Source organism: Brevibacillus brevis (assembly GCF_031583145.1).
Lineage (GTDB): Bacteria > Bacillota > Bacilli > Brevibacillales > Brevibacillaceae > Brevibacillus > Brevibacillus brevis_E.
Genome location: NZ_CP134050.1, coordinates 4,226,019 through 4,247,258, shown reverse-complemented (window position 1 = coordinate 4,247,258; position 21,240 = coordinate 4,226,019). Strand labels below are relative to the sequence as shown.

The following is a 21,240-nucleotide window of genomic DNA, read 5'->3' as shown; positions in this document are numbered from 1 at the left end:
GAAACAATTTAAAAAAGTATATATAATATAAATATACAAAATTTTCTCTTGGCAATACACACTTTTTTCAAAGGCTGAGAGAGAATGAATCGGATGGAGTGGGTAATGTGAGGAAGCCAGTGCCTGTATTTGTGTATGGAACCTTGCTGGAAGGCTTTGAAAACCATCGGCTGTATGTAAAACCGTATGTGCATAAGGCAGTCCCGGCCCGGATCGAAGGAGAACTCTATCATTTGCCCCAAGGGTATCCGGGCGTTCTTCCAGGCGACGGCGAGGTAATCGGGGCAGCGCTCTTTTTTTCACCGGATGAGTATGAGACTGTCATGGTGGGGTTGGACGAGCTGGAGACGTACTTTGGGCCAGGTGATCCGCGAAACGAGTATGAGCGGGTCGAGGTGCGGGCGAGGCTGGACGGTGCCGATGAAGAGCAGATGGTCTACGTCTACCGCTATCTGGACGAAGAGTACGTGAGACGCATGGGCGTGCGGGTAGAGGACGGGGATTGGCGCAGCTACATGCTAGGGAAGCGCACTGAATAGCAGATTGGCGTTTTGCCAAAACTGGTAGGGAAAAGGAGGGATCCCTGCCATGGAAATAGGCTATGAGGCCCCAGCCCAGGTGTGGCGCCTGCTGATTCCCGAGAGTCAATGGATGTTCCCGGGCGAAGTGCCGGAAGACGAGCTGATCTTTCATTACCGCGACCATATTTACTTTGTGAACAACGACGGTTCGGTTCTGTCCATGCCGAAGCCCGCCTGCTTCGACCTGCTTGACTTGGGCACGCTTCTGGAGTATTTGGCGACTTCGGACGAGACCGTTGACTTTGACGACGAAGGGCAGTTCGACTTCGGGTTTGTCTTGAAGCGGATGGGCTACATCGTCCCGGTGAGGCAAAAAGGGAGCAAAGGCACCTACCAGATCGAAATCGTCAACACCGTACTGCCTAAAGCCCATCCCCATCGCTACGAGCTAAAGAACGTTCACTTTGTCTTTGCACTCTATCACGGCCTGATGCGCTGCCATGAACTTAACGAAAAGACGGACTGGGAGTATGAGCATGAAGTGAAGCGCATCGAAAAGGTAGAGTCGACGACCCGGAAAGTGCAGCTGAATCTGTAATTTCTACTATTGGCATGGTGAAAAAATGCGTGTAATAAGGTATGATGAAAAGGTACATATGAAACATAGGCGAGGAGGAAGAAATCATGACAGCTGTTGTTGAGCGCCAAGGCGCATTCGTATTCAAAGGTGGCCCTGTAACCTTGCTGGGTCCGGAAATCAAAGTGGGCGACACCGCTCCTGACTTCACAGTGGTAGGCGGCGACCTGAACCCGGTTACCCTGGCTGATTCCAAGGGCACCGTTCGTATCATCTCCGTCATCCCTTCCATTGACACAGGCGTTTGCGATGCGCAAACTCGCCGTTTCAATGAAGAGGCAGCGAAACTGGACGGCGTAACCGTACTGACCGTTTCCGTAGACCTGCCATTCGCACAAAACCGCTGGTGCGGAGCTGCGGGCATCGACAAGGTGAAAACCGTGTCCGACCACAAAGACCTTTCCTTCGGTACTGCATACGGTGTAGCGATCAAGGAATTCCGTCTCTTGTCCCGCGCTGTATTCGTCATCGATTCCAACGACAAAGTGGTACACGTCGAGTACGTTCCTGCCGCTGGCGAACATCCGAACTACGAAGCCGCAATCGAAGCGGCAAAAGCGGCGAAGTAAGCTTTTGCCCGCAACCGGTTGACGAGCGTCAAGCCCTCTTTATCCTCGTGATGAAGAGGGCTTTTTGCATACAGAAGGCTCCGCAAAAAGGCCCGACGGAGTCAAGCGATCGAATGGGCTGCTACTGGATGGAAATGGAATGTTGTCGTATTCTGAAGGGACATGAGAACGAAGGAGTGACGGGGATGAGCAGCCATCCTTTTTTTGAAATTCACAAAGAGCTTCCGCGGGAAGGCCCGGGAAACGACGAGAGTACGAAGAAAGCATTCGGCATGTTGAGCAGGCTGCCTGCACACCCACAGATTCTAGACGTGGGCTGCGGGCCGGGCATGCAGACAAAGGCGCTCGCCAGCCTGATAGACGGGACGATCACGGCCGTGGACCGGCACGAACCATTTCTGCGCGAACTGGAGAAGTGGGTCGCTGACCATGGAGCCGAGGGTAAAATCCGGACGGTGTGCGCCGACATGTTCGCGCTGCCGTTTGCCGAAGAGAGCTTCGACCTGATTTGGTCGGAAGGAGCCATCTACATCATCGGCTTCGAGAGGGGCATGCGGGAGTGGGGAAAGCTGCTTCGGCCAGGCGGATATCTGGTTGCGTCCGAGGTCACATGGCTGACAGGCGAGCGGCCTGCTGAGATCGAGGCCTTTTGGCAAAAGAACTACCCTGCGATCGCGGGCGTGGAAGAAAACAAGCAGATCGTGCAGCGCGCTGGCTACCGGCTCGTCGGGAGCTTTACTCTTCCCGAATCAGGCTGGTGGGAATATTACGGTCCGCTGGAAAAGCGGGTCGCAAAACTGCGCGACGAGTACGCCGGTCAGGTGGATATGCAGCAGGCTCTGGATGAGACGCAGCAGGAGATCGATTTGTACCGAAAGTATGGGACCTATTACGGCTATACGTTCTTCATCATGCAGCGGCCGGAATCGTAAGGCAGGAAGGAGGAGACGCTCGACCCGAAACGGGTTGGCGTTTTTTTGTTGGCAGGACACGGTCCGGCCCATTTTTTCGCCCTTGGAAAAAGATGTATTGACGGGAATAGTAACCATCGGTTATATTATAACCATCGGTTAGTTACCAGTGGTTATGAAATTGCGAACCCACTTTGACAAGGAGAGTTCACATATGGGCAGTAGACAGGAAAAGCGTTCTGAGGAGACAAAGCGGGCCATATTGTCAGCGGCAGGGAAGCTGTTTTCCGAGCGAGGCTTCGAATCCGTCTCCATTCGGGAAATTGCCAAAGAGGCAGGGTGCTCGCATACGACCCTGTACATTTACTTCAAGGACAAGGAAGCTCTGCTGCACGAGCTGTCCGTCGGGCCTCTGCAAGCTCTGCAGGAGAAGATGGAGACAGCCATGTCGGACCCGGGGCTCTCTCCCGAAGAAAGTCTGAAAAGGGTCAGTATCACGTTCATCGAATTTTGCCTTTTGAACCGCACGATGTACACATTGTTCTTTATGGTGAAGGCGTCCCGAATTGATGTAGAAGCAGAACCGACAGCCCGGCTCCAGCAGCTGCGGAACGGACTGTTCGAGCTGCTGAGGAAGGCGCTGCTTCGTTGCCTTCCCGCAGGAGGCCCGGAGGAGCGCGGTCTTGCATACGCACGCCTCTTCTTTTACACCTTGCATGGAATCATCGGGACGTATACCCATTCGGAGGAAACCGTCGAACAGCTGATGGAAAGGCTCTCGCCGACTTTCGAGCTGTCGGTGGAGGTCTTGCTGGCAGGATGTAAGCAAAACATGAGGGAAAGAGGAGAGGGTAGAGGATGAAAGCAGAGCGAGTGTCGCAGCACATCTGGAGTTTGCGTACGTGGCTGTTGATCCCGGTGCGCGTATGGATCGTGGCGGAAAAAGGTGGCGTCACGCTGGTGGATGCAGGAGTGCCGCTGATGGCCAAGGGAATTCTCTCGTTCATCGATGGGCTGAATGCCGGACCCCTCAAGCAAATCTTGCTGACGCACGGGCACTCCGATCACGTGGGAGCGGTGAAGCGAATCGCACAGGAAAGACAAGTTCCCGTCTTTGCCCATCAGGTGGAGATCCCGTATCTCGAAGGGCACAAGGTCTATCCGCGCCGCAAAAAGGCGGAGGCGAACATTGCGCCGGGTGTGGTCCAACCGTTGCCTGAAAATGAGCAGGGCGCATTGGAGTCCATTGCCGGATTGCGGCCGTATCTTACCCCGGGTCACTCGCCGGGACACACAGTGTATTACCACGAGGAAGATCGGGTGATGCTGGCAGGCGATCTGTTCACCTCAAAGGCCGGCAAGCTCTACAGGCCGATGCCGATGTTTACAGCCGACATGGGAGAGGCGTTGAAAAGCAGTTGGCTTCTCCGCGATTTGATGCCCGCGCATCTGGAGGTGTGCCACGGAAAACCGGTGAAGGACCCGGCAGATCATCTGGAAGAATACGTCCGTGCGACAGCAGCAGCCCATTCGATCCCCGCCAGTGTATGGCAGTAACCACCTATTATCCACGACAAGTCGGGTGCAACATCCCGGCTTTTTTTGCGTCCTATCAGGAGAGGTGATTGCATGAAACACAAGGGCTTGTTCATTTCGATCTGCATGGCAGTCGCGCTGAGTTTGACAGGCTGCGGCCTGTGGCAGAGCAATCAGGCCGGCACGCGGAGCCTCCCCGAACCGCCGAAGCCGGTCATCTCCTGGAATGGCAAAACCGCCGTCACCATCCCCACGTCGTCTTGCTGGAGCTACGAAAACCAAGGAGTGTGCATCGACATGGCGGCACCTCCTGAAGTTGTGGGCGAAAAAAAGCCGAAACCCCTCTCCGTCAATCCCGGAGCGATCCTCACTGTCACGTACGAACTAGCTCCCAAGGATGAATCGCTGCGCATCACCCAATGGCTAGGAACACAGCAAATCGAACAGCCGATCGAAAACGGCAATCAATGGAAAGCGCCAGACAGCCCGGGCTGGTACTTGTTTGACATCCGCGGCGAATGGGCCCAGGGAGATGCCGGACACGCTTTCGTCATCGAAGTGAGAGACCAGCGACTGTGATTCCAATCAGTCTGCGGGACGATATCCGGACTTTTTGGTATACTGACAGCAGCGTTGACCCAAAGGAGAGACAACATGCTGGAAGAGCTGATACGTTTTACCGCAGACGAAGCAGATGAGGGCCGCACCGTGCGCGATGTGCTGCAAAAGCGCTACGGAGTGTCCCGCCGGCTGCTCGTTCGCGCGAAATTCAAGGGCTTGATCACCCGAAACGGCCAGTTGGTATTCGTAAACGAAAAGCTGCGGGCCGGAGACGAGATTGCGGTCATGGTGACCGAGGATGCCGAAGAGACGGTGGCGCCGGAAGCGATGCCGCTCTCCATCCGCTTTGAGGACGACGATTTGATGGTGATTGCCAAACCGGCTGGACTCGTCGTCCACCCGACAGGCAACCACGCGGGCGGGACATTGGCCAACGGCGTGATCGCGTACTGGCAGCAGCGTGGAGAGCACCGGAAATTTCGTGCGGTGAACCGCTTGGACAAAGATACATCGGGGCTGCTGATCGTCGCGAAAAATCAATGGGCGCACGAGCAGTTCAGCAGAATGCAGCAGGAGCGGACGCTCCATCGCATTTATCAGGCGATCGCGGAAGGAGAGGTCGAACCGGACGAAGGGACGATCGACGCACCGATCGGGCTTGCGGAAGACTCATTCATCACCCGCCAGATCCGGCCGGACGGACAAAAGGCAGTCACCCATTTTCGCGTGCTCGCCCGCGGCAACGGCCTTTCCCACCTGGAGCTGAAGCTGGATACGGGACGCACGCACCAGATTCGCGTGCACATGAGCAGCCTGGGGCATCCATTGGCCGGGGACGACTTGTACGGGGGAGGCCGTCAGCTCATCGGCAGACAAGCCTTGCACGCTTTCCGTCTCGCGTTTGTCCATCCGCGCAGCGGCCAGAGCATGGAATGGACGGAGCCTTTGCCGACAGATATGAGCGAGCTGTCCGCCAGTTGCCGGGGATTTTAGGAGAAAGGAAAATGCGGCAGTCGGACTCGGCATTTTCCTCTGGAAAAATGTAAGCGGTTTCGATATGATGTTGGTAATGAAGAAAGACCAGACAGAAAGATTGGACGACAGCTGGTTGTCTGCGGGGGAAGGTCCACAAGATCGTGCCTCATGTAGCAGTCAAGGCCCAGCTTGCGCCTGACGCATGCTTCGGAACGTTTGACAGCGGGGAGACCCGACCTTTGTCATGCAACCGAATCGGCTTGGGGGTGAGCTGGGCTTTTTGTCGTCGGCACGCAAGCGAGACGGGTCTGGTAGGCAAAGGAGTGATTCCATGAAGCTGGTTTCCTATCGGCAGCGCGAGGGAGAAATGTGGCGGGCAGGACTGTTTGCGGAGAACCTGGTGACTGATGTGCAGCAGCTGTTGCCCGGTGCTCCTGCGACGATGGCTGAATTGCTCTCCGAGTGGGGGCATTGGAGCACGAGACTGCGGGAGGCACAAGCAGCAAACGAAAAGAAAGGCTTGCCGGCGGCACAGGTAGAGCTGGGTTCTCCACTGCCGCGCCCGGGCAGCTTCCGAGATTTTTACGCCTTCGAAGCGCATGTGAAGACAGCCCGCGCTAGGCGTGGTCTGGACATGGTTCCTGAGTGGTACCAGTTCCCGGTCTTTTACTTCTCGAATGCGGCGGCATTTTCCGGTCCGAAAGCGACGATTCGCCGGCCGAAAGCGACCCGTTCGCTGGATTACGAGCTGGAAGTCGCCTGTGTCATCGGCCGAGCGGGCGTCGATATCCCTGTCGAACAGGCGGCAGACCATATCGCAGGGTATTGCATCCTGAACGATTGGAGCGCACGTGATATCCAGCGGGAGGAAGTCAAGGTAGGGCTCGGTCCGGCCAAAGGAAAAGACTTCGCCACGTCGATGGGTCCGTGGCTGGTGACGCCGGATGAGCTGGAGAGCGCCCGAATCGCCGGAGACCGGGGCGATCGCTACGACCTGCAGATGGTCGCCCGTGTGAACGGAATCGAGTACTCGCGCGGGAACTTGCGGGACCTGACCTTCACTTTCGCGGAAATGATCGCGCGGGCATCCAGCGATTGTCCTCTCTATCCGGGGGATGTGATCGGCTCGGGGACGGTCGGGACTGGCTGCATTTTGGAGCTGGGCGCGGAGCAGTATGGCTGGCTGGCGCCCGGGGACGTCGTCGAGCTGGAAGTGGAGCGGCTCGGGGTCTTGCAGAATACGATTAGCGAATAAAGGGGCAAAAACATACGGAGGGGGAAAGTGGGATGGCTTTTTATCACCGCATGGGGGAAGTGCCGAAGAAGCGGCATACCACGTTTTATAAGCCAAACGGCGAGCTGTATCGCGAGCAGGTGATGGGGACGAAAGGGTTTTCCGGGATCCAGTCGATCCTGTATCATCATCACCCGCCAACAGAGGTGCGGGCGACGCGCAAATACGCCGACGTGACCCCGGAATTCGTCGAGCAAAACGATCTCAAGCATCAGCATTTCAAGACGTTCGACGTGAAAGCGGGGGGCGATCCGATCGCAGGCCGCCGCTATTTGCTCGGCAACAGCGACGTGCTCCTCGGGGTATGCGCGCCGACGGAGCCAATGAACTACTTTTACCGCAACGCCGACGGAGATGAAGTCATCTTCGTTCACGAGGGCGAAGGCGAGCTGCAGACGATATTCGGGACGATTTCCTACTATCCGGGCGATTATTTGGTCATCCCCATCGGAACGACCTACCGGCTCGTCCCATCGAGCCAGAGCCGCTTCCTCGTCATCGAATCGCAGAACGAGATCGTCCCGCCCAAGCGTTACCGCAATGAGCACGGACAGCTTCTGGAGCACTCGCCCTTTTGCGAACGGGACATACGCACGCCCGAGCGGCTGGAGACTCACCTCGAGAGCGGCGAGTTCGAAGTGCGGGTGAAGCGACAGTCTGTCGTGTACAGCTACTTCTTCGACTTCCACCCGTTCGATGTTGTGGGCTGGGACGGCTATCTGTATCCATACGCATTGAGCATCCACGATTTCGAGCCGATCACCGGTCGGATCCACCAGCCGCCGCCTGTCCACCAGACGTTTGCCGGACAAAACTTCGTCATCTGCTCCTTTGTGCCGCGGCTGTACGACTACCATCCCGATTCGATTCCGGCCCCGTATTTCCACAGCAATGTCGAGAGCGATGAAGTGCTATACTACGTGAAAGGAAACTTTATGAGCCGAAAAGGCATTTACGAAGGCTCGATCACGCTGCACCCGATGGGAATACCGCACGGGCCCCATCCCGGCAAGATCGAGGCTTCCATTGGCAAGAAGGAGACGAGCGAGCTCGCAGTCATGCTGGACACGTTTCATCCGCTCAAGGTCACACGCCAAGCGCTGGCGGTGGAGGACGAGGCGTACATGTCGAGCTGGCTGCCGCCACAGGCGTAAAAACCGTCGGTTGGGCAAATGCCGGGAGGAGCGCCCGCTCTTTCCCAATCCCATCGGGAAGGAAAAGGGGGAGAAGGATGGAATTGTCGATGGCGCAGTTGGAGCGCCAAGAAAAATACAAGCTGCTGATCGGCTGCATCGTACCGAGGCCGATCGCCTGGGTGACGTCTGCGGACGAAAGCGGCCTGGTCAATGCGGCACCCTTCAGCTACTTCAACGTGGCGAGCATCGAGCCGATGATGGTTTCGGTGGCTGTCATGCGAAAGCCTGGTGGAATCCGCAAAGACACCGCCCGAAACATCGCGGCGACCGGTGAATTTGTCGTCAACATGGTAGATGTGCACAACGTCGATGCAGTCAACCAGACGTCGGCCGATTACCCTCCGGAAGTAAGCGAAGTGACGGCGCTGGGACTCGGACTGCAGCCGTCCGCATCGGTCCGAGTGCCACGTCTGGCGGCATCCCGCATCCACTTTGAATGCAGACTGCACCAGATCGTGGAGCTGGGCAGTCCGACCACTTCGGATCTCATCATCGGGGAAGTCGTCCACGTCCACGTCGCCGACGAGCTGTACGAACACGGCAGGATCGACCCCCGCGCTTTTGACCCTGTCAGCCGCATGGCGGGACATACGTACGCGACGCTGGGCGAGCTGTTCGACCGTCCGCGGCCCGTCTATGAAGAGGCCGTTTCGAAAGACAAAAAGCCTTCGTAATTGCAAAAGACCGCCCGGATGCTCTCGGACGGTCTTTTCCGGTTCGGCCTCGAACGTCATTTCGGCTCGAGCCCCGGGTAGCGGGACACCGCGTCCGGCCTGATCCACCTGTCGTACTCGCCGGAGGTGCCCGCGTTTACCGGGGTGCCGTACGGGGTGACATTCGGCTCGAGGCCGAGCGGATGGACGACGCTTTGCTGGTAATAATAGTGTCGGTCGCTCTGAATAAAGCTGCGATCTGTCGGGGAGGCCGCTTGGCATCCCGTCAGCAGGCAGACAGCCAGCAACAGCAGGAGGGGCATACTCAATCACCTCTTCCGTAGCGTGGACGGGAAGCGTCTGTTTCATGCGCGAACGTCGTTTCTCCGTCCCCGGACGGAGGACAAATCCCTCTATGGGCCATTTTGCCGCATGCCGCGACAGGGTATCCTATACATACAAGGCAAGCGGAAAATGCAGAGAGGAAGGAATGCGATGATGGAAAGACGTTTGTACCGTTCGCAGCAAGATAAAAGGCTGTTTGGAGTGTGCGGAGGGATCGCCCAGTTTCTCGGGATCGACTCCACGCTCGTTCGGGTGGGAGTGGTCATCCTGACTGTATGCACGGGGATCCCTATTCTGATCTACGTGCTGTTGGCCATGCTCATGCCGAAAGAACCGCGGTGGTCGTACGCAGGGGGAGGCTACGATTACGATGAACAGCCGTACCCCCATTACACGCGGGTGAACGATCTGGATTCGGAGATCGACCGGCTGGAAAAGCGTGCGCTGGTGCAGGAAGTTCAGCGTCTTCGCGCGGAGCTGGGCAAATACAAAGGTCTGTAGACAAAGCTGGGAGGCTTTCACCCATAAAGTTGGGGAAAAGCCTCCTTTTTGTGATTGAAAAAAGGCCTGTCTCCACGGCTGCGGCATGGAAACAAATGGGGACCGCAGCATAACATGTAAGGTGGATAATGTACATAGGGAGGGAACGGCAGTGTATCTCGGCGTGTTCGATTTGCAGAAGCGTTTGGAACAGACCCGGAAAGTGCTGAGGGAAAAGCAGCATCTGAAAAAGCTGATCGAAGAAGACATTCGCGATCTGGAAAAAGACATTCAAGACCTGGAAGCCATGACGAGCGGGAAATCGTTTGCGACCAGCTCGCAACGGTAAGGAAGATACGGAGCCCCTGAAATAGGCAAATCGAAAAAGTGGCCCTTGCCCATGAGGCAGAGAGCCACTTTTTTTACATCATAGGCATTCGCCGGTAGTCAGGTCACCCGGAAACGTATGAGTCGATCAGCCTTTCGACGATGGCTGGTAGCATTTGGATGGCCGCGCTGTGCGTCCCGTAGGATTGGCTGTCGGCATACGTCCCCTCCATCAGCAGGAGAAGCGCGCAGGCGAGCTCCTTTGGGGAGCCTGCTCCCAGTGCCTTCGCCATGTCCAAAAACGTGTCCGCGATTCGCTTCTGGTGCGCCGCGACGAGCTCGCGAACAGGGTGCGACGCATCAGGAAATTCAACAGCGACGTTGAGAAAACAGCAGCCGCGAAAATCGGAGCAGGATGCCCTTGCAGCCAGGTCACGGAAGAACTGGATGAGCTGGTGCCGCGGCTGGTTTGGGTGCTTGGCCATGCTTTCTGCCCATTCATCCCAAAACGCCTGCTGCTTTCGGCCGATGTAAGCGGTAATCAGGTCTGCCTTCGAGGAGAACTGGCGGTAGACGCTCATCTTGTTGATTCCTGCCCGCTCGACGACTGCGTCAATGCTGACGTTGTGAATCCCTTCCTGATAAAACAGCTCTTCGGCGGCGTTCAGGATGATTTCCTGGGCCTTTTCCCGAGGAACGCGGGCGCGTTTTGCAGGAGCCTTATCACTATGATTTCCAGACATCGGCCACAATCTCGTAGGAGCGGAGACGGTCCGCGTGATCGTACATTTGCGTCGTAATCATCAGTTCGTCAGCCTGGGTAGCGCTCAGAAGCCTTTGCAGCTCTCCCTTTACTTTTTCCGGGTTCCCGATGATCGAGGAGCCAAGCTGGGATTGGACGGACATCTTTTCAAACTCGGTCCACAGCTCATCCATGTCGTCCACTGGTGGCTGGACGGGCTTCAGGTCGCCGCGGATGAGGTTCAGAAACGACTGGAAGTGCGAGGTTGCCAGCCGTTCGGCCTGTTCGTTCGTATCAGCCGCCATGACGTTCACACCGACCATCGCATATGGTTTTTCCAGCACCTCGGAAGGGCGGAAGCTGCTGCGGTACACTTGCAGGGCGGTCAAGGTGTATCCCGGTGAAAAGTGGCCCGCAAAGGCAAACGGCAAGCCGAGCAATCCGGCCAGGCGGGCACTGAAATCGCTGGAACCGAGCAGCCAGATCGGGATGTTCAACCCTTCGCCCGGGATGGCACGGACGCGAGAGGCTGGGGCGTCCGCAGGGGGAAGCAGGTAGTCGCGCAGCTCTTGCAGCAGCTCGGGGAAATCCTCTCCGCCAACCCGCAGATCGCGGCGCAAGGCCCTGGCTGTGCGCTGGTCTGCTCCGGGAGCGCGGCCCAGTCCGAGATCGATGCGTCCCGGGTACAGGGATTCAAGTGTGCCGAACTGTTCCGCAATGACGAGCGGGGCGTGATTCGGCAGCATGATTCCGCCGGAGCCGACGCGAATCTTGCTGGTGCCGCCTGCGATATGTCCGATCAGGACAGAGGTGGCAGAGCTGGCTACTGCGGGCATGGAATGGTGCTCTGCCACCCAATAGCGGTGAAAGCCCCAGTTTTCGACCCGCTGTGCGAGGTCGAGGCTTCTTTTGAACGATTCCGCGGCAGTGCTGCCTTCGACGATCGGGGACAGATCGAGGACGGACAAGGGAATATCGCGCAGCGTTTTGGACTTCGTAGACTCTGACATGTATTTGCGAAACCTCCTTTGGGGGTTTGTTACTGCATAGTAACAAAGCGTACCTGCATCATACGAGGCGAGGGCAGCTCTGTCAATATTTCGATGTTCGCCCCTGCACATTCGGTCTCGCAGGGCAAAAGAAAAAGCCCTTTCAAGGGCTTTTCCTTTTGCTTATTGTTTGGTCAAGATGACCGGGCCATTCGCCGTGATGGCGATGGTGTGCTCGTACTGGGCGGACAGTTTTCCGTCTCTCGTGCGGGCCGTCCAGCCGTCATCGTCGATAGAGACGTGGTAGGTGCCGATGTTGAGCATCGGCTCGATCGTGATGACCATGCCTTCCTTCAGGCGCGGACCGCGTCCAGCCGGTCCGTAGTGCGGCACGTACGGCTCCTCGTGCATCTGCTGTCCGATGCCGTGGCCGGTGAAGTCCCGGACGACGGAGTAGCCGTTCGCTTGCGCGTAGGTCTGGATAGCGTGGGAGATGTCCCCGAGTCGGTTGCCGACAATGGCTTGCTCAATGCCCAGATACAGCGATTTTTCCGTCACTTCCAGAAGGCGCTTCGCCTCCGGAGAGATTTTGCCGACTGCATACGACCAGGCGGAGTCGGCCAACCAGCCGTCTTTGCGCACGACCATGTCGATCGTGACGATATCGCCTTCCCGCAGCGGCTCCTTCTTGGGGAATCCGTGGCAGATGACGTCGTTGACAGATCCGCACGTCGCGTACGGATAGCCGTTGTACCCCTTTTGTTCGGGAGTTGCTCCGTGTTTGGCCAAAAACTCTTCCACAAATTGATCAATATCCCACGTGGATACGCCGGGACGAATCATTTTTCTAATTTCCCGATGGCATGCCGCCAAAATCTTTCCGGCAGCGCCCATCAATTCGATTTCTTCAGGTGTCTTGAGGATAATCAATTGACTCTCTCCTTGTCCTCGCTTTTCTTCTCTTCATTGTACAGTATATAGTGTAGACCCATTTGACGCTAATTGCCACCGCGAAAACCGCGTGGTAGGATGAGGAAGAAATAATCAACCGGGGGGTAGGTAGCATGGACAAGTTTCAGGAACATCTGGCGAACTACCAGATACATGTAAAAGATGACGTGGAAAAGCGCATTGCCTTTATCCGCGAGCAGATTGACGGACCGGGTCTGGGGGGAGCGGTCGTAGGCATTTCCGGCGGAATCGACAGCGCCGTGACCGCAGCCCTTTGCGTGCGGGCATTGGGCAAGGACCGAGTGATCGGTGTCTGGTTGCCTGCATACTCCCAGGATGTACACGCAGAGGATGCCAAGCGGCTGGCTGACGCGATCGGGCTCCAGCTGGTGACCGTCGACGTAGGTGCGGCATTCGATGCGATTGTCCCCGCGATTGAAAACGTACTGACGCTTGACGCGAAGACCAGGGGAAACACGAAAGCTCGGCTGCGAATGACAGCCTTGTACGCGATTGCCAATCAAAAAGGGTATCTCGTGGTGGATACGTGCAACCGCAGCGAAATCTACGTCGGGTACATGACCAAAGGCGGAGACGGCCTTGCGGATATCAATCCGGTGGCGAGCCTGACCAAGCACGAGATGCGCATTTTGGCTGCCGAGCTGGGGGTGCCTGCTCCTATCATTACCAAAGCTCCATCGGCTGACTTGTGGGAAGGCCAAACCGACGAACAGGAAATGGGCTTCACCTACGAAGATTTGGACCGTCTGCTCATTACCGGCGAGACCCGACCGGAGGCAAAGGAGAGAATCGAGTACCTCCACCGTATTTCCGAGCACAAGCGCAGGGGCATGCCGGAAATTTAATGGGAAGAATCGGCGTCCACAGTTGATTCTTGGGCGGATTTGTACGATAATAGAGGTTACGCAAAGATCTATCTGAGAAAGAGGTGGAACAGATGTCGACGACAGAATTGATGCTGAAAACAAGTCTGGAAGGACGAGTGAAGCGTACGTTGCAAACGTACTTCCGTCGCCCAAACCTCGTGTTGGTCAGCGAAAGCCTGGGCGCGAACGGCCTGTCCCCGGAGCAAGTGGAAGTGACCTTGGAGCTCTTGAAGCAGGATTTGACGGTTGCCGAAATCATGGAGCAACTGCGGGATAAAGGGTACTTCGCATAATCGAGCAAGCAAAATAAAAAGACCGGTCTGACGCATAGCAGTCAGAACCGGTCTTTTTTTCATGCCGCAAGGATGGATGCTCACGGAAGCTGTTCAGGAAGCACCCCGTCCGTGGGAAAGAGAACGACGCATTCTTCTGCGGCGATACAGCTGAAGGGCCGCATAGACGAGAAAGTAGCCAACGATGGCAACAATCAGCCCGACCACTGCGCTGCCGGTCAGGTAGGCAAACCCTTTGTCCTTCATCCACATGAGCCACTTCTCCCAAGGAGGCATATGTCCAAGGACAGTGTGCTCGTTCAGAGGTCTGCCGACGATCGCGTAGCCGATCTTGTAGTTGATCACCATGAATACAGGCAAGATCAGCTTGCCGATGACGAAGGCGATGAGTCCGGCAGGCAAGCTGGCTCGGAACAACTTAATCAATGGAAACAACAGCAAAAATGCTAGGCCGAAAGTAGGCAACGTAATAAATTCGACAAAAATGCCAACGGAAAAACCGCGGGCGACAAAGGAAGGGGCACCCTTCATTCGAATCAGCTTGTAGTACTCAAACTTCAACTTGCGGTAGATTTTTTTCCACATCCGGCCTGTCCCTCGTTTTATCCCGTTTCTTTTTCTCTGCTTTCATTCATTATAACGAATTGGCTTGATGAAAGCCACGGCGCCTGTCTGTGATTTCAGCATTTTTCTACAAAAAGTTTATTCCTACTTTAAGATTTGGTGATGCTCTGTAAACGTACAATGACGGACTCGCAAAGTCAACCGGGCTCATTTGAGAATGGTGTAATCTTTTGGCATAATGGTAGGGAAGGCAGACTTGCCGGAAAAGTGGTGACCCTATTGGAAGAAATGATGGCGGCATTTGGCGGTTACATTACGGAGTATGGATACGGAGCACTGTTTGGATTGTTTTTTCTGGGGATTCTGGGAATGCCTCTGCCTGAAGAAACGCTGCTCGTATTTTCCGGTTTTCTCGTCTCGACGGGCAAACTGGAATATTGGCCTACCATGCTCGTATGCTTTCTCGGTTCCATCGCGGCGATGACAAGCGCCTACTGGATCGGGAGAACGCTCGGGTTTGCTTTCCTCGAGCGCTTCGGCAAGCGGCTGGGGATGGGCTATACGGTCTACAAAAAAACGGAGGAATGGTTCAACCGGGCGGGAAAATGGGCGTTGCCGATCGGATATTTCATCCCGGGAGTCAGGCAGTTTACGGCCTATTTTGCGGGAATCACACGTCTGCCGTTTCCGACGTTCGTCCTTTACACGTATGCGGGAGGGCTCTTTTGGAGCCTGCTGTTCGTCACGATCGGTTGGCAGCTGGGCGAGCGTTGGGACGAGGTGTTTGACCTGATTTCCCGGAATTTGGCTATCTTTTTTCTGGCCGTGTTGTCTGTTATCGCTATTTGGTCGTACTTTCGCCACAAGATGGTGGCTGCGAGAAAACCAAAACGGGAGGAATCGCAATGAGCGAAGAAGATCGAAAACCAGAGGAGCATGCGGCAGAGGAGCAAGCGATGGAAAATTTGCCGGCCGTTCGAGGAACGCACGAGCTGATTCCGGTCGTGCTTCCTGAAAAGCATCAACGCTTTTACGACAAGCTGCGGGACAAAATCGAGGCATTTATCAAGGATAAAGGCGTGAACGACACGGTGGCGAGCTATATTTTGCTGGCCCCCGACCTGTTTGTGCTGCTCGCCCGCCTGCTGCTGGACAAACGGGTGAGCGTGCAGTCCAAAGCGATCGCCGGTGTCGCTGTAGCGTACTTCATTGCCCCAATCGATTTTATCCCGGAAGTGCTGGTGGGCGGATTCGGGCTGTTGGACGATGTCATCCTGGCCGTTTACGCTCTGCGCCGCATCCTCGTCGATGTAGACGAAGCCGTCGTGCGGGAGCATTGGAATGGGGAAGAGGATTTGCTCGCGGTGATTACCAAGGTCGTCAAATCGGCTGACGATCTGGTGGGGAAAAAGATCGTGAGAAAACTGGAGGAAACGCTGTTTCGGAAAAAATAGACAGGGATGGGAGAACGGATGAAATATTTGCTGGAATATCAAGAGGGGGAGCGGGTCATCGCCTTTTGTCTGGTGAAGGGGAAAGAATCGGGAGTAGCCAGCAATCAGAGCGAGTACCTCAATCTGGAGCTGGGCGACCGTTCCGGGACCATCATGGCTAAGCTGTGGGATGTCAGCGCGGAGATAAAAGAAGCGATCGCGGTCAAAACCGTCGTCAAGATCGACGCGACCGTGCAAAACTACCGGGGGAAAAAGCAGTTGGTCATACAGCGGATCCGTCCTGCATCCGCAGCAGATGAAGTGCTCATGGAGTCGCTGATCCCCATCTCTCCTGTGCCGGCCGGCGAGCTGTGGGAGAAGCTCGAGAAGGCGATCGACAGCCTGCAGAGCCGGACGCTCAAGACCATCATCCAAGAGGCGCTAGCTGATGAAGAAATCGGCGAACGGCTGCGCCATTTTCCTGCGGGAGTCCGCATGCATCACAACTACTACCACGGCCTGTTGGAGCACATCGTCTCGCTGCTCACAGCTGCGGAGAGGCTGCTGCCGCTTTATCCGCAGGTGGACAGGGACGTGCTCTACGCTACCTGCATCCTGCACGACATCGGCAAATTGTACGAGCTGTCGGATCCGATCGCGCCCGAGTATACCACCCCTGGACAGTTGATCGGCCATCTGGTGATGGGCGTGGAAATCGTCAGCGGCATATGCCGAAAGCTGGACATTCCGTTGGGAGATGCAGAGGTGCTGCACCTGAAACATTGCATTCTGAGCCACCACGGCGAAGTGGAAAACGGCTGGGGCAGCGCGGTGTCCGGGAAAACGCCGACAGCGGTTTTGTTCCATTACCTCGACCAGATTGACAGCAAGATGAATGCCCTGGGACAAACGCTTGCAGACGCAGGCGAGGAAGAGTGGTCCTATGCCGGTGTTCTCAAAAGAAAAGTGTGGCGTGGTTACTGATGCCTGATCAAGGAGTCGTCTGCTGAGGAGCGGACGACTCATTTTTTTAGATAAGGTAACGTTTTCCAGTTTGTTGCGTCTTCTTTTACGAGTCTCAAATAAGGAGGACGATCGGTTGAAAAAGTGAATCAGGCAAAAGCATCTACCTGAAAGGAAAGGCGGCTGCCATCCAACCATGCAGGGGAGAGATTCCTCATGAACAAAAGGAAAATGATTTGCATCGTCTCGGCCTTGGTATGCGGACTCGGAGGGTGCAGTCCCGCAAGCGAAGGCGATGGAACCAATAAACCGAATCCTCATGTCGCTCGTGAAGCGAATCAACAAACGGAAGAAACAAATCGCGGGGACCGTTCCAGCAAAATTGCCGCCTATCTGGAAGAAGAGTGCAAGAAGGCTTTTTCAAGCTACTATGTGCTGGTTGACTTTGAAATGTCGGATTATCGCGAGCAAAGCGTGGATGGAAAAGTGGAAGCGACGTTCGCGTACAAAGTGACCTACCAAAATAAAGAGAAGGACCCCGACACAGTCGGTTATATCAAGGCCGCAAAGGAGACGGGCGATCCTCATTATCAACAGCTGTACGATGAATATGGGATGCCGAAGGAAATGAATTTTGACTTGAAGGCAGTACTGGACGAAACGGACGACATCGCGCTTTACACGAATGTGAGTCCAAAAGGAAAGAAGTGGGAAAAAGTAGTGATGTCGGATTTTATTCTGAAGGAATGATTTGTTCGTAGTGGAGAGAGCCTGGTCTGCTGATGGCAGTGCCAGGCTCTTTTTGTACAGATAGAATTTATCAAATTCCTATCCGGTATCAGGGCGGCAGCAGCTCCGCCAAAAGCCAGGTTTTTCTCATGCAATTATCAAAATAGAGAAACACTTTGCCGGAAGTAGGATTTTTTTTCTTTTTGTAGAATACCTTTTTGATTCCCATTTGATTGGCATACCATGCCGGTCACGAGAAGGAGAAAGTTCATGAAACGGCCAACCTATACCCTACCAAGTATTGTCAAAAAGGTATTCCGGTCCGGTGAGCGCTCCCTCCCCCGAACAGAAGTCCGCTCCAGAATGGAAGCGAACGACCTGAATGCGTTTTTGAATCTGGACAGCGAGACGTTGCTCGACAAAGTGCTTAGCATGGAGCAGTCCCCCGTTCGGGTTGGGAGCTCGGATGCGATCGTGGAATTAACCTATCAACCGCACCAGCTGTTTGATCTGGCTCATCGCTTTTTGCGTGAGACGCTGACGCCGAAAAAGATGGATCAGATCGTAGCGGAACTACGTCGTCAAACCCAGTTTGGCTGGAATCAGATCCAGCGGCTGTTGCAATTGGAGAAAGATCCGCGCTTCGTGCAATACCAAGGCGATCCCCGTTGGTTCCTGGCCGAGTGGAAGGTGGGAAACGATCAGGTTTACGCCTTTTGCCGTGACAATGGCATCACGCAGGTGACTTCCCGCTCCCTGGTTCACTTTTTGGAGCAGGAAGTGGGAATGGCTGCTGATACAGCTTTCTTGCCGCTCCTGGACGATCGCTTTCGGATCGACGGAGAGCGGTTGTACATCATTGTCCGCAGCGACGACGAACCAAAAGAAGAAGAGTCGGCGGAATTGGAAGTTGCCGTTGCCGCCGCTCCCGATACGATAGCGATCACCGACGAAGAGCAAGAAGAGGCTTCCCCATCGGACGATACCGTGCAGCTTTTGGACCAACACCAAGAACCAATGATCATTAAGGAGGAACAAATTATGAATACCGTTTCCAATCAGCAAGTACTGCAAGAGGTTTCGCAATTGCTGCTGCAAGCACTCAGCCGTCTGGAGGCGCGCCAGCAAGAAATGTCCCAAGAAGTAGTCGCTCATTTTCAACAATCCAATATGCAAGCAATAGAAGTGCTGATGAATGAGAAACATAAGCATGAGCAGATTGCACTCGGCATCAAGCAAGTGCTGGCTGCAAGTGAACAGCAATGAGTAAGGCTGAGGCTACGATCCGGTTGGAGGACAGATTTGCCTTGCTGCGCGGAGTGATCGCCGGCTATCGGATTCGGCTTCAGGAAATGGAGCGGGAAGTGGTGCAGCTCTTTACCACCAATCAGCTCTCTGCTATTTCTGCATGCATGGGCGAGAAGCAGCGCATCGTCAGGCTGATGAACCGTCTGGAACAGTTTGTTGCCCAGTGGGAAAACAACGGCGATGTGGGTATCGTTCATGAAACAAAACGAGAACACTTGAACACATGACGAAAAATGCGGTAAAATAGGGGGATTGTGCAGGATTCCCCGCGCATGCCGCGTGGGATGGAAAGGAGATCCAAACCCTCTATGTCAGTAGGAAGAAATGAATTGTGCCCCTGCGGAAGCGGGAAAAAATACAAAAAATGCTGTGGGGTCGTCACCCCGATCACAGAGCTTCGCAGCCGCCACGAGCAAAAGCTGCAAAAGGAATATGCGGGTTGGGTGGAACGTCTGAACCACTTTGTAGGCGGAAACGTGACCAGTGAGGCGATCACGGAAGCGCGCAGCCGCTTCGCGGAAGAGGTCGGCCTGTCGGAAGAGAGCATCATGCGTCCCGAATGGGCGGCTCACTTCTTCAACTGGTACGTTCTGGACGTCAAAACGAACGGCAGCACCTTGCTGGAAAATTACGTAAAGCAGCACGGCCGCCGAATGGAGCCCGACCTTCGCCGAGCATTTGCGAGGTTGTACCTGAACGTGTACGAGGTGATCGAGGTCGACCGGGATGTGTTGACGGTTCAGCACCCACTGAGCCACGAGACTCACTACTTGCTGCGTTCCAGCAATCTGCAGGTGGAAGTCGGCCAGTTGATCGTAGGACGTCTGCTCAATTTGGGGCTGCGAGACATGCTGTTCTCCGGCAGCATCATCCTTCAGCCTCACATCAAGCAACCGATGCTCGAGTGGCTGAAGCAGCATCCGGAGGTAGAAGAAGCGGCAGGCGATACCGGCAAGCGGGTATATACGACGGACCTGTACCGTTTTATCGTCGGGTTTGGCGACGAAGGACAGGGCGAGGACAAACAAGTCCAATCCCTCTTGCGCCGTACTTACGCTGTGGCCGACCGTGCCGGGCTGCTGGCGAAAATGGAAGCGACGCGTTCCTTTGAACTAAAGCGACGGGACGAAACACTGGAGATTTGGGTGTACGCGACGCGCAAGGAAGAGCATCTGTTTCCGGGGCTGAAAGGCGCTTTGCTGGAGCTGTACGAAGTGCAGGCAGAAGTCTTGATGTCAGATGGCATGGTCGCCATCGAAGGGTATGCGGCTCAGCTGGATGAAGTTGCGGATCTGCTGCAGCTTCCTTCGCTCCAAAGCGAGGAGCGAATCCGGGTCTTGTCCTCCACCGGCTCCAAGCTCTCGAAGGGAACGCTGTTCATTACCAGCCAGCCAACGCTGCCACCCAAAGTGCTGCAATGGGCGGTGCAAACGTACTTCGCCGAAAAGTGGCTGGTGACGCCGCATGAGGCGTTGGACGAATTGGCCCCGGTTCTGGTGGCAGCATCGGACAATCAAGGGCTGAATGAAAAACTGCAAGCCCTGATGAATCAGATGGAAGAGGACAGCAAGCTGGGACAAGGCCTCGCAAGGTTCATGCGGATGGACATGCTCCGTCCGCGCTTGTCGCTCCCGAACGAGAATGTCCATGTCAACAACCTGCTGAACCGCCCGTTGATCGAAGGGCTTCCGGAAAGTGTATACACGGTTCATCCGGATCGCTTGACCGATATCAACCGCTTCGTGCAGGAGATGACAGAGGGCAAATCGGAAGCGACCGTCAAAAAGTACGACGAGGTCATGACCAATTTCCGCTCCTTTGTGCGCGGCGCTTTCGGTCCGTCGTTCACGTGGGACCAGCTGCGCAAGGAAGAGGTCGTATACTTCCTGGTGCATGACATATACTCCCGGACGGACGCCGTGTCCAAAACCCTTGCCAGCAACCTGCTGTCCGTCCTTACCGCGTTCTTCAAGTGGCTGGACAAGCAAGGCGCTGGGAGCTTGAATGCCGGCATTCAGCCAGCATTGGCCGAGCTGAAGGAGACCCTCCCCGAGGCGTATCGTCTGCGCGGCTCGCTGGAGAAGGAAGCGAGCCAAAATCTGATCGCAAACGCGTCGGGTATCGCTCGAATCTCCGAGGAAACGCTCATGCTTTTGGAGCAGGACAAGAACGGATGGGTCGCCAAACGTTCCGACGGAGAAAAAGTAATGCTGCGGATCGAATCCGAGGCTGGACAGGTGCTGGCTTCCGATTGGTTGATCGCAGGTCTGTTCGGACAGGCCGAGGATGGAAGCTGGAGACTGTACTCCACGCCTGAGCTGTATCCGCCGGTCGTCGCCCAATTGCTCGGATTGCCGACCAGCGTGCTCGTATAGC

Annotated in this window: 27 protein-coding genes; 22 read left to right on the top strand and 5 right to left on the bottom strand. The window is 55.5% G+C overall.

The window, feature by feature from the left end; translation table 11 throughout:
• The first annotated feature begins 107 nt into the window (after window positions 1-107).
• The 11 genes from RGB73_RS21170 to RGB73_RS21120 all read left to right on the top strand — a co-directional run bounded on the left by RGB73_RS21170 (window position 108) and on the right by RGB73_RS21120 (window position 8,874).
• The gene (locus tag RGB73_RS21170) at window positions 108-539 is read left to right on the top strand and encodes a gamma-glutamylcyclotransferase family protein (protein WP_310764698.1); all 432 of its coding nucleotides are present in this window, start codon (window positions 108-110) and stop codon (window positions 537-539) included.
• Window positions 540-588: 49 nt separating this feature from the next.
• Window positions 589-1,119, top strand: a complete 531-nt coding sequence (locus tag RGB73_RS21165; RefSeq protein WP_310764697.1) for a hypothetical protein — start codon at window positions 589-591, stop codon at window positions 1,117-1,119.
• A gap of 86 nt (window positions 1,120-1,205) precedes the next feature.
• Window positions 1,206-1,727: a thiol peroxidase gene (gene tpx / locus RGB73_RS21160; protein WP_310764696.1), complete on the top strand. Its 522-nt coding sequence runs from the start codon at window positions 1,206-1,208 to the stop codon at window positions 1,725-1,727.
• 185 nt (window positions 1,728-1,912) lie between these two features.
• On the top strand, window positions 1,913-2,659 hold the full coding sequence (locus RGB73_RS21155) for a class I SAM-dependent methyltransferase (protein ID WP_310764695.1): 747 nt from the start codon (window positions 1,913-1,915) through the stop codon (window positions 2,657-2,659).
• 193 nt (window positions 2,660-2,852) lie between these two features.
• Window positions 2,853-3,500 (top strand): TetR/AcrR family transcriptional regulator, encoded by a 648-nt coding sequence (locus RGB73_RS21150; protein ID WP_310764694.1) that lies wholly within the window; start codon window positions 2,853-2,855, stop codon window positions 3,498-3,500.
• Window positions 3,497-4,195 carry an MBL fold metallo-hydrolase gene (locus tag RGB73_RS21145; RefSeq protein WP_310764693.1) on the top strand — a complete coding sequence of 233 codons (699 nt, stop codon included), beginning with the start codon at window positions 3,497-3,499 and terminating at the stop codon, window positions 4,193-4,195. The genes RGB73_RS21150 and RGB73_RS21145 overlap by 4 nt, the downstream gene beginning before the upstream one ends.
• A 72-nt stretch (window positions 4,196-4,267) precedes the next feature.
• Entirely contained in the window at window positions 4,268-4,753 is a 486-nt protein-coding gene (locus RGB73_RS21140) for a hypothetical protein (RefSeq protein WP_310764692.1), read from the top strand.
• 75 nt (window positions 4,754-4,828) lie between these two features.
• Complete coding sequence (locus RGB73_RS21135) at window positions 4,829-5,728, top strand: RluA family pseudouridine synthase (protein WP_310764691.1); 900 nt, start codon at window positions 4,829-4,831, stop codon at window positions 5,726-5,728.
• A gap of 313 nt (window positions 5,729-6,041) precedes the next feature.
• Entirely contained in the window at window positions 6,042-6,965 is a 924-nt protein-coding gene (locus RGB73_RS21130) for a fumarylacetoacetate hydrolase family protein (RefSeq protein ID WP_310764690.1), read from the top strand.
• A gap of 32 nt (window positions 6,966-6,997) precedes the next feature.
• Entirely contained in the window at window positions 6,998-8,158 is a 1,161-nt protein-coding gene (locus RGB73_RS21125; protein ID WP_310764689.1) for a homogentisate 1,2-dioxygenase, read from the top strand.
• 77 nt (window positions 8,159-8,235) lie between these two features.
• Entirely contained in the window at window positions 8,236-8,874 is a 639-nt protein-coding gene (locus tag RGB73_RS21120; protein ID WP_310764688.1) for a flavin reductase family protein, read from the top strand.
• A 56-nt stretch (window positions 8,875-8,930) separates the two neighbouring features.
• On the opposite strand, the gene RGB73_RS21115 is transcribed toward RGB73_RS21120, so the two are convergent.
• The gene (locus tag RGB73_RS21115) at window positions 8,931-9,176 is read right to left on the bottom strand and encodes a hypothetical protein (RefSeq protein WP_310764687.1); all 246 of its coding nucleotides are present in this window, start codon (window positions 9,174-9,176) and stop codon (window positions 8,931-8,933) included.
• 172 nt (window positions 9,177-9,348) lie between these two features.
• Between RGB73_RS21115 and RGB73_RS21110 the strand changes: the two genes are divergently transcribed.
• Together RGB73_RS21110 and RGB73_RS21105 are read left to right on the top strand one after the other, a co-directional pair.
• Window positions 9,349-9,699: a PspC domain-containing protein gene (locus RGB73_RS21110; RefSeq protein ID WP_310764686.1), complete on the top strand. Its 351-nt coding sequence runs from the start codon at window positions 9,349-9,351 to the stop codon at window positions 9,697-9,699.
• Between the two features lie 151 nt (window positions 9,700-9,850).
• The gene (locus RGB73_RS21105; RefSeq protein ID WP_310764685.1) at window positions 9,851-10,027 is read left to right on the top strand and encodes a hypothetical protein; all 177 of its coding nucleotides are present in this window, start codon (window positions 9,851-9,853) and stop codon (window positions 10,025-10,027) included.
• 103 nt (window positions 10,028-10,130) lie between these two features.
• On the opposite strand, the gene RGB73_RS21100 is transcribed toward RGB73_RS21105, so the two are convergent.
• From RGB73_RS21100 to map, 3 genes are all read right to left on the bottom strand, one after another.
• Window positions 10,131-10,748, bottom strand: a complete 618-nt coding sequence (locus tag RGB73_RS21100) for a TetR/AcrR family transcriptional regulator (RefSeq protein WP_310764684.1) — start codon at window positions 10,746-10,748, stop codon at window positions 10,131-10,133.
• Complete coding sequence (locus RGB73_RS21095) at window positions 10,732-11,757, bottom strand: LLM class flavin-dependent oxidoreductase (RefSeq protein WP_310764683.1); 1,026 nt, start codon at window positions 11,755-11,757, stop codon at window positions 10,732-10,734. The genes RGB73_RS21100 and RGB73_RS21095 overlap by 17 nt, the downstream gene beginning before the upstream one ends.
• A 162-nt stretch (window positions 11,758-11,919) precedes the next feature.
• On the bottom strand, window positions 11,920-12,666 hold the full coding sequence (gene map / locus RGB73_RS21090; RefSeq protein WP_310764682.1) for a type I methionyl aminopeptidase: 747 nt from the start codon (window positions 12,664-12,666) through the stop codon (window positions 11,920-11,922).
• A gap of 134 nt (window positions 12,667-12,800) precedes the next feature.
• Between map and nadE the strand changes: the two genes are divergently transcribed.
• Both nadE and RGB73_RS21080 read left to right on the top strand, forming a co-directional pair.
• On the top strand, window positions 12,801-13,553 hold the full coding sequence (gene nadE, locus RGB73_RS21085) for an NAD(+) synthase (RefSeq protein WP_310764681.1): 753 nt from the start codon (window positions 12,801-12,803) through the stop codon (window positions 13,551-13,553).
• 92 nt (window positions 13,554-13,645) lie between these two features.
• Window positions 13,646-13,867, top strand: coding sequence for a hypothetical protein (locus tag RGB73_RS21080; RefSeq protein WP_310764680.1), 222 nt, complete (start codon window positions 13,646-13,648; stop codon window positions 13,865-13,867).
• A 93-nt stretch (window positions 13,868-13,960) separates the two neighbouring features.
• On the opposite strand, the gene RGB73_RS21075 is transcribed toward RGB73_RS21080, so the two are convergent.
• A complete protein-coding gene (locus tag RGB73_RS21075) occupies window positions 13,961-14,452 on the bottom strand; it encodes a DUF2062 domain-containing protein (protein ID WP_310764679.1) in 492 nt (163 codons plus the stop codon).
• A 267-nt stretch (window positions 14,453-14,719) separates the two neighbouring features.
• Here RGB73_RS21075 and RGB73_RS21070 point away from each other — a divergent pair, with 267 nt between their 5' ends.
• From RGB73_RS21070 to RGB73_RS21040, 7 genes are all read left to right on the top strand, one after another.
• The gene (locus RGB73_RS21070) at window positions 14,720-15,340 is read left to right on the top strand and encodes a DedA family protein (protein WP_396136225.1); all 621 of its coding nucleotides are present in this window, start codon (window positions 14,720-14,722) and stop codon (window positions 15,338-15,340) included.
• Entirely contained in the window at window positions 15,337-15,885 is a 549-nt protein-coding gene (locus RGB73_RS21065) for a YkvA family protein (protein ID WP_396136121.1), read from the top strand. The genes RGB73_RS21070 and RGB73_RS21065 overlap by 4 nt, the downstream gene beginning before the upstream one ends.
• Window positions 15,886-15,903: 18 nt before the next feature.
• Complete coding sequence (locus RGB73_RS21060; protein WP_310764677.1) at window positions 15,904-16,848, top strand: 3'-5' exoribonuclease YhaM family protein; 945 nt, start codon at window positions 15,904-15,906, stop codon at window positions 16,846-16,848.
• A 195-nt stretch (window positions 16,849-17,043) separates the two neighbouring features.
• Window positions 17,044-17,577, top strand: coding sequence for a hypothetical protein (locus tag RGB73_RS21055; RefSeq protein ID WP_310764676.1), 534 nt, complete (start codon window positions 17,044-17,046; stop codon window positions 17,575-17,577).
• A 249-nt stretch (window positions 17,578-17,826) separates the two neighbouring features.
• The gene (locus RGB73_RS21050; RefSeq protein WP_310764674.1) at window positions 17,827-18,822 is read left to right on the top strand and encodes a hypothetical protein; all 996 of its coding nucleotides are present in this window, start codon (window positions 17,827-17,829) and stop codon (window positions 18,820-18,822) included.
• Complete coding sequence (locus tag RGB73_RS21045) at window positions 18,819-19,091, top strand: hypothetical protein (protein WP_310764673.1); 273 nt, start codon at window positions 18,819-18,821, stop codon at window positions 19,089-19,091. The genes RGB73_RS21050 and RGB73_RS21045 overlap by 4 nt, the downstream gene beginning before the upstream one ends.
• 81 nt (window positions 19,092-19,172) lie before the next feature.
• Window positions 19,173-21,239: a YecA family protein gene (locus tag RGB73_RS21040; RefSeq protein WP_310764672.1), complete on the top strand. Its 2,067-nt coding sequence runs from the start codon at window positions 19,173-19,175 to the stop codon at window positions 21,237-21,239.
• Window position 21,240 lies beyond the last annotated feature (1 nt).

Bases quoted from the DNA above. Each gene is read 5' to 3' on its own strand.
- RGB73_RS21165 (WP_310764697.1), top strand. From the start codon at position 589: ATGGAAATAGGCTATGAGGCCCCAGCCCAGGTGTGGCGCCTGCTGATT.
- tpx (WP_310764696.1), top strand. From the start codon at position 1,206: ATGACAGCTGTTGTTGAGCGCCAAGGCGCATTCGTATTCAAAGGTGGC.
- RGB73_RS21155 (WP_310764695.1), top strand. From the start codon at position 1,913: ATGAGCAGCCATCCTTTTTTTGAAATTCACAAAGAGCTTCCGCGGGAA.
- RGB73_RS21150 (WP_310764694.1), top strand. From the start codon at position 2,853: ATGGGCAGTAGACAGGAAAAGCGTTCTGAGGAGACAAAGCGGGCCATA.
- RGB73_RS21145 (WP_310764693.1), top strand. From the start codon at position 3,497: ATGAAAGCAGAGCGAGTGTCGCAGCACATCTGGAGTTTGCGTACGTGG.
- RGB73_RS21140 (WP_310764692.1), top strand. From the start codon at position 4,268: ATGAAACACAAGGGCTTGTTCATTTCGATCTGCATGGCAGTCGCGCTG.
- RGB73_RS21135 (WP_310764691.1), top strand. From the start codon at position 4,829: ATGCTGGAAGAGCTGATACGTTTTACCGCAGACGAAGCAGATGAGGGC.
- RGB73_RS21130 (WP_310764690.1), top strand. From the start codon at position 6,042: ATGAAGCTGGTTTCCTATCGGCAGCGCGAGGGAGAAATGTGGCGGGCA.
- RGB73_RS21125 (WP_310764689.1), top strand. From the start codon at position 6,998: ATGGCTTTTTATCACCGCATGGGGGAAGTGCCGAAGAAGCGGCATACC.
- RGB73_RS21120 (WP_310764688.1), top strand. From the start codon at position 8,236: ATGGAATTGTCGATGGCGCAGTTGGAGCGCCAAGAAAAATACAAGCTG.
- RGB73_RS21115 (WP_310764687.1), bottom strand. From the start codon at position 9,176: ATGCCCCTCCTGCTGTTGCTGGCTGTCTGCCTGCTGACGGGATGCCAA.
- RGB73_RS21110 (WP_310764686.1), top strand. From the start codon at position 9,349: ATGATGGAAAGACGTTTGTACCGTTCGCAGCAAGATAAAAGGCTGTTT.
- RGB73_RS21100 (WP_310764684.1), bottom strand. From the start codon at position 10,748: ATGTCTGGAAATCATAGTGATAAGGCTCCTGCAAAACGCGCCCGCGTT.
- RGB73_RS21095 (WP_310764683.1), bottom strand. From the start codon at position 11,757: ATGTCAGAGTCTACGAAGTCCAAAACGCTGCGCGATATTCCCTTGTCC.
- nadE (WP_310764681.1), top strand. From the start codon at position 12,801: ATGGACAAGTTTCAGGAACATCTGGCGAACTACCAGATACATGTAAAA.
- RGB73_RS21080 (WP_310764680.1), top strand. From the start codon at position 13,646: ATGTCGACGACAGAATTGATGCTGAAAACAAGTCTGGAAGGACGAGTG.
- RGB73_RS21075 (WP_310764679.1), bottom strand. From the start codon at position 14,452: ATGTGGAAAAAAATCTACCGCAAGTTGAAGTTTGAGTACTACAAGCTG.
- RGB73_RS21070 (WP_396136225.1), top strand. From the start codon at position 14,720: ATGATGGCGGCATTTGGCGGTTACATTACGGAGTATGGATACGGAGCA.
- RGB73_RS21065 (WP_396136121.1), top strand. From the start codon at position 15,337: ATGAGCGAAGAAGATCGAAAACCAGAGGAGCATGCGGCAGAGGAGCAA.
- RGB73_RS21060 (WP_310764677.1), top strand. From the start codon at position 15,904: ATGAAATATTTGCTGGAATATCAAGAGGGGGAGCGGGTCATCGCCTTT.
- RGB73_RS21055 (WP_310764676.1), top strand. From the start codon at position 17,044: ATGAACAAAAGGAAAATGATTTGCATCGTCTCGGCCTTGGTATGCGGA.
- RGB73_RS21050 (WP_310764674.1), top strand. From the start codon at position 17,827: ATGAAACGGCCAACCTATACCCTACCAAGTATTGTCAAAAAGGTATTC.
- RGB73_RS21045 (WP_310764673.1), top strand. From the start codon at position 18,819: ATGAGTAAGGCTGAGGCTACGATCCGGTTGGAGGACAGATTTGCCTTG.
- RGB73_RS21040 (WP_310764672.1), top strand. From the start codon at position 19,173: ATGTCAGTAGGAAGAAATGAATTGTGCCCCTGCGGAAGCGGGAAAAAA.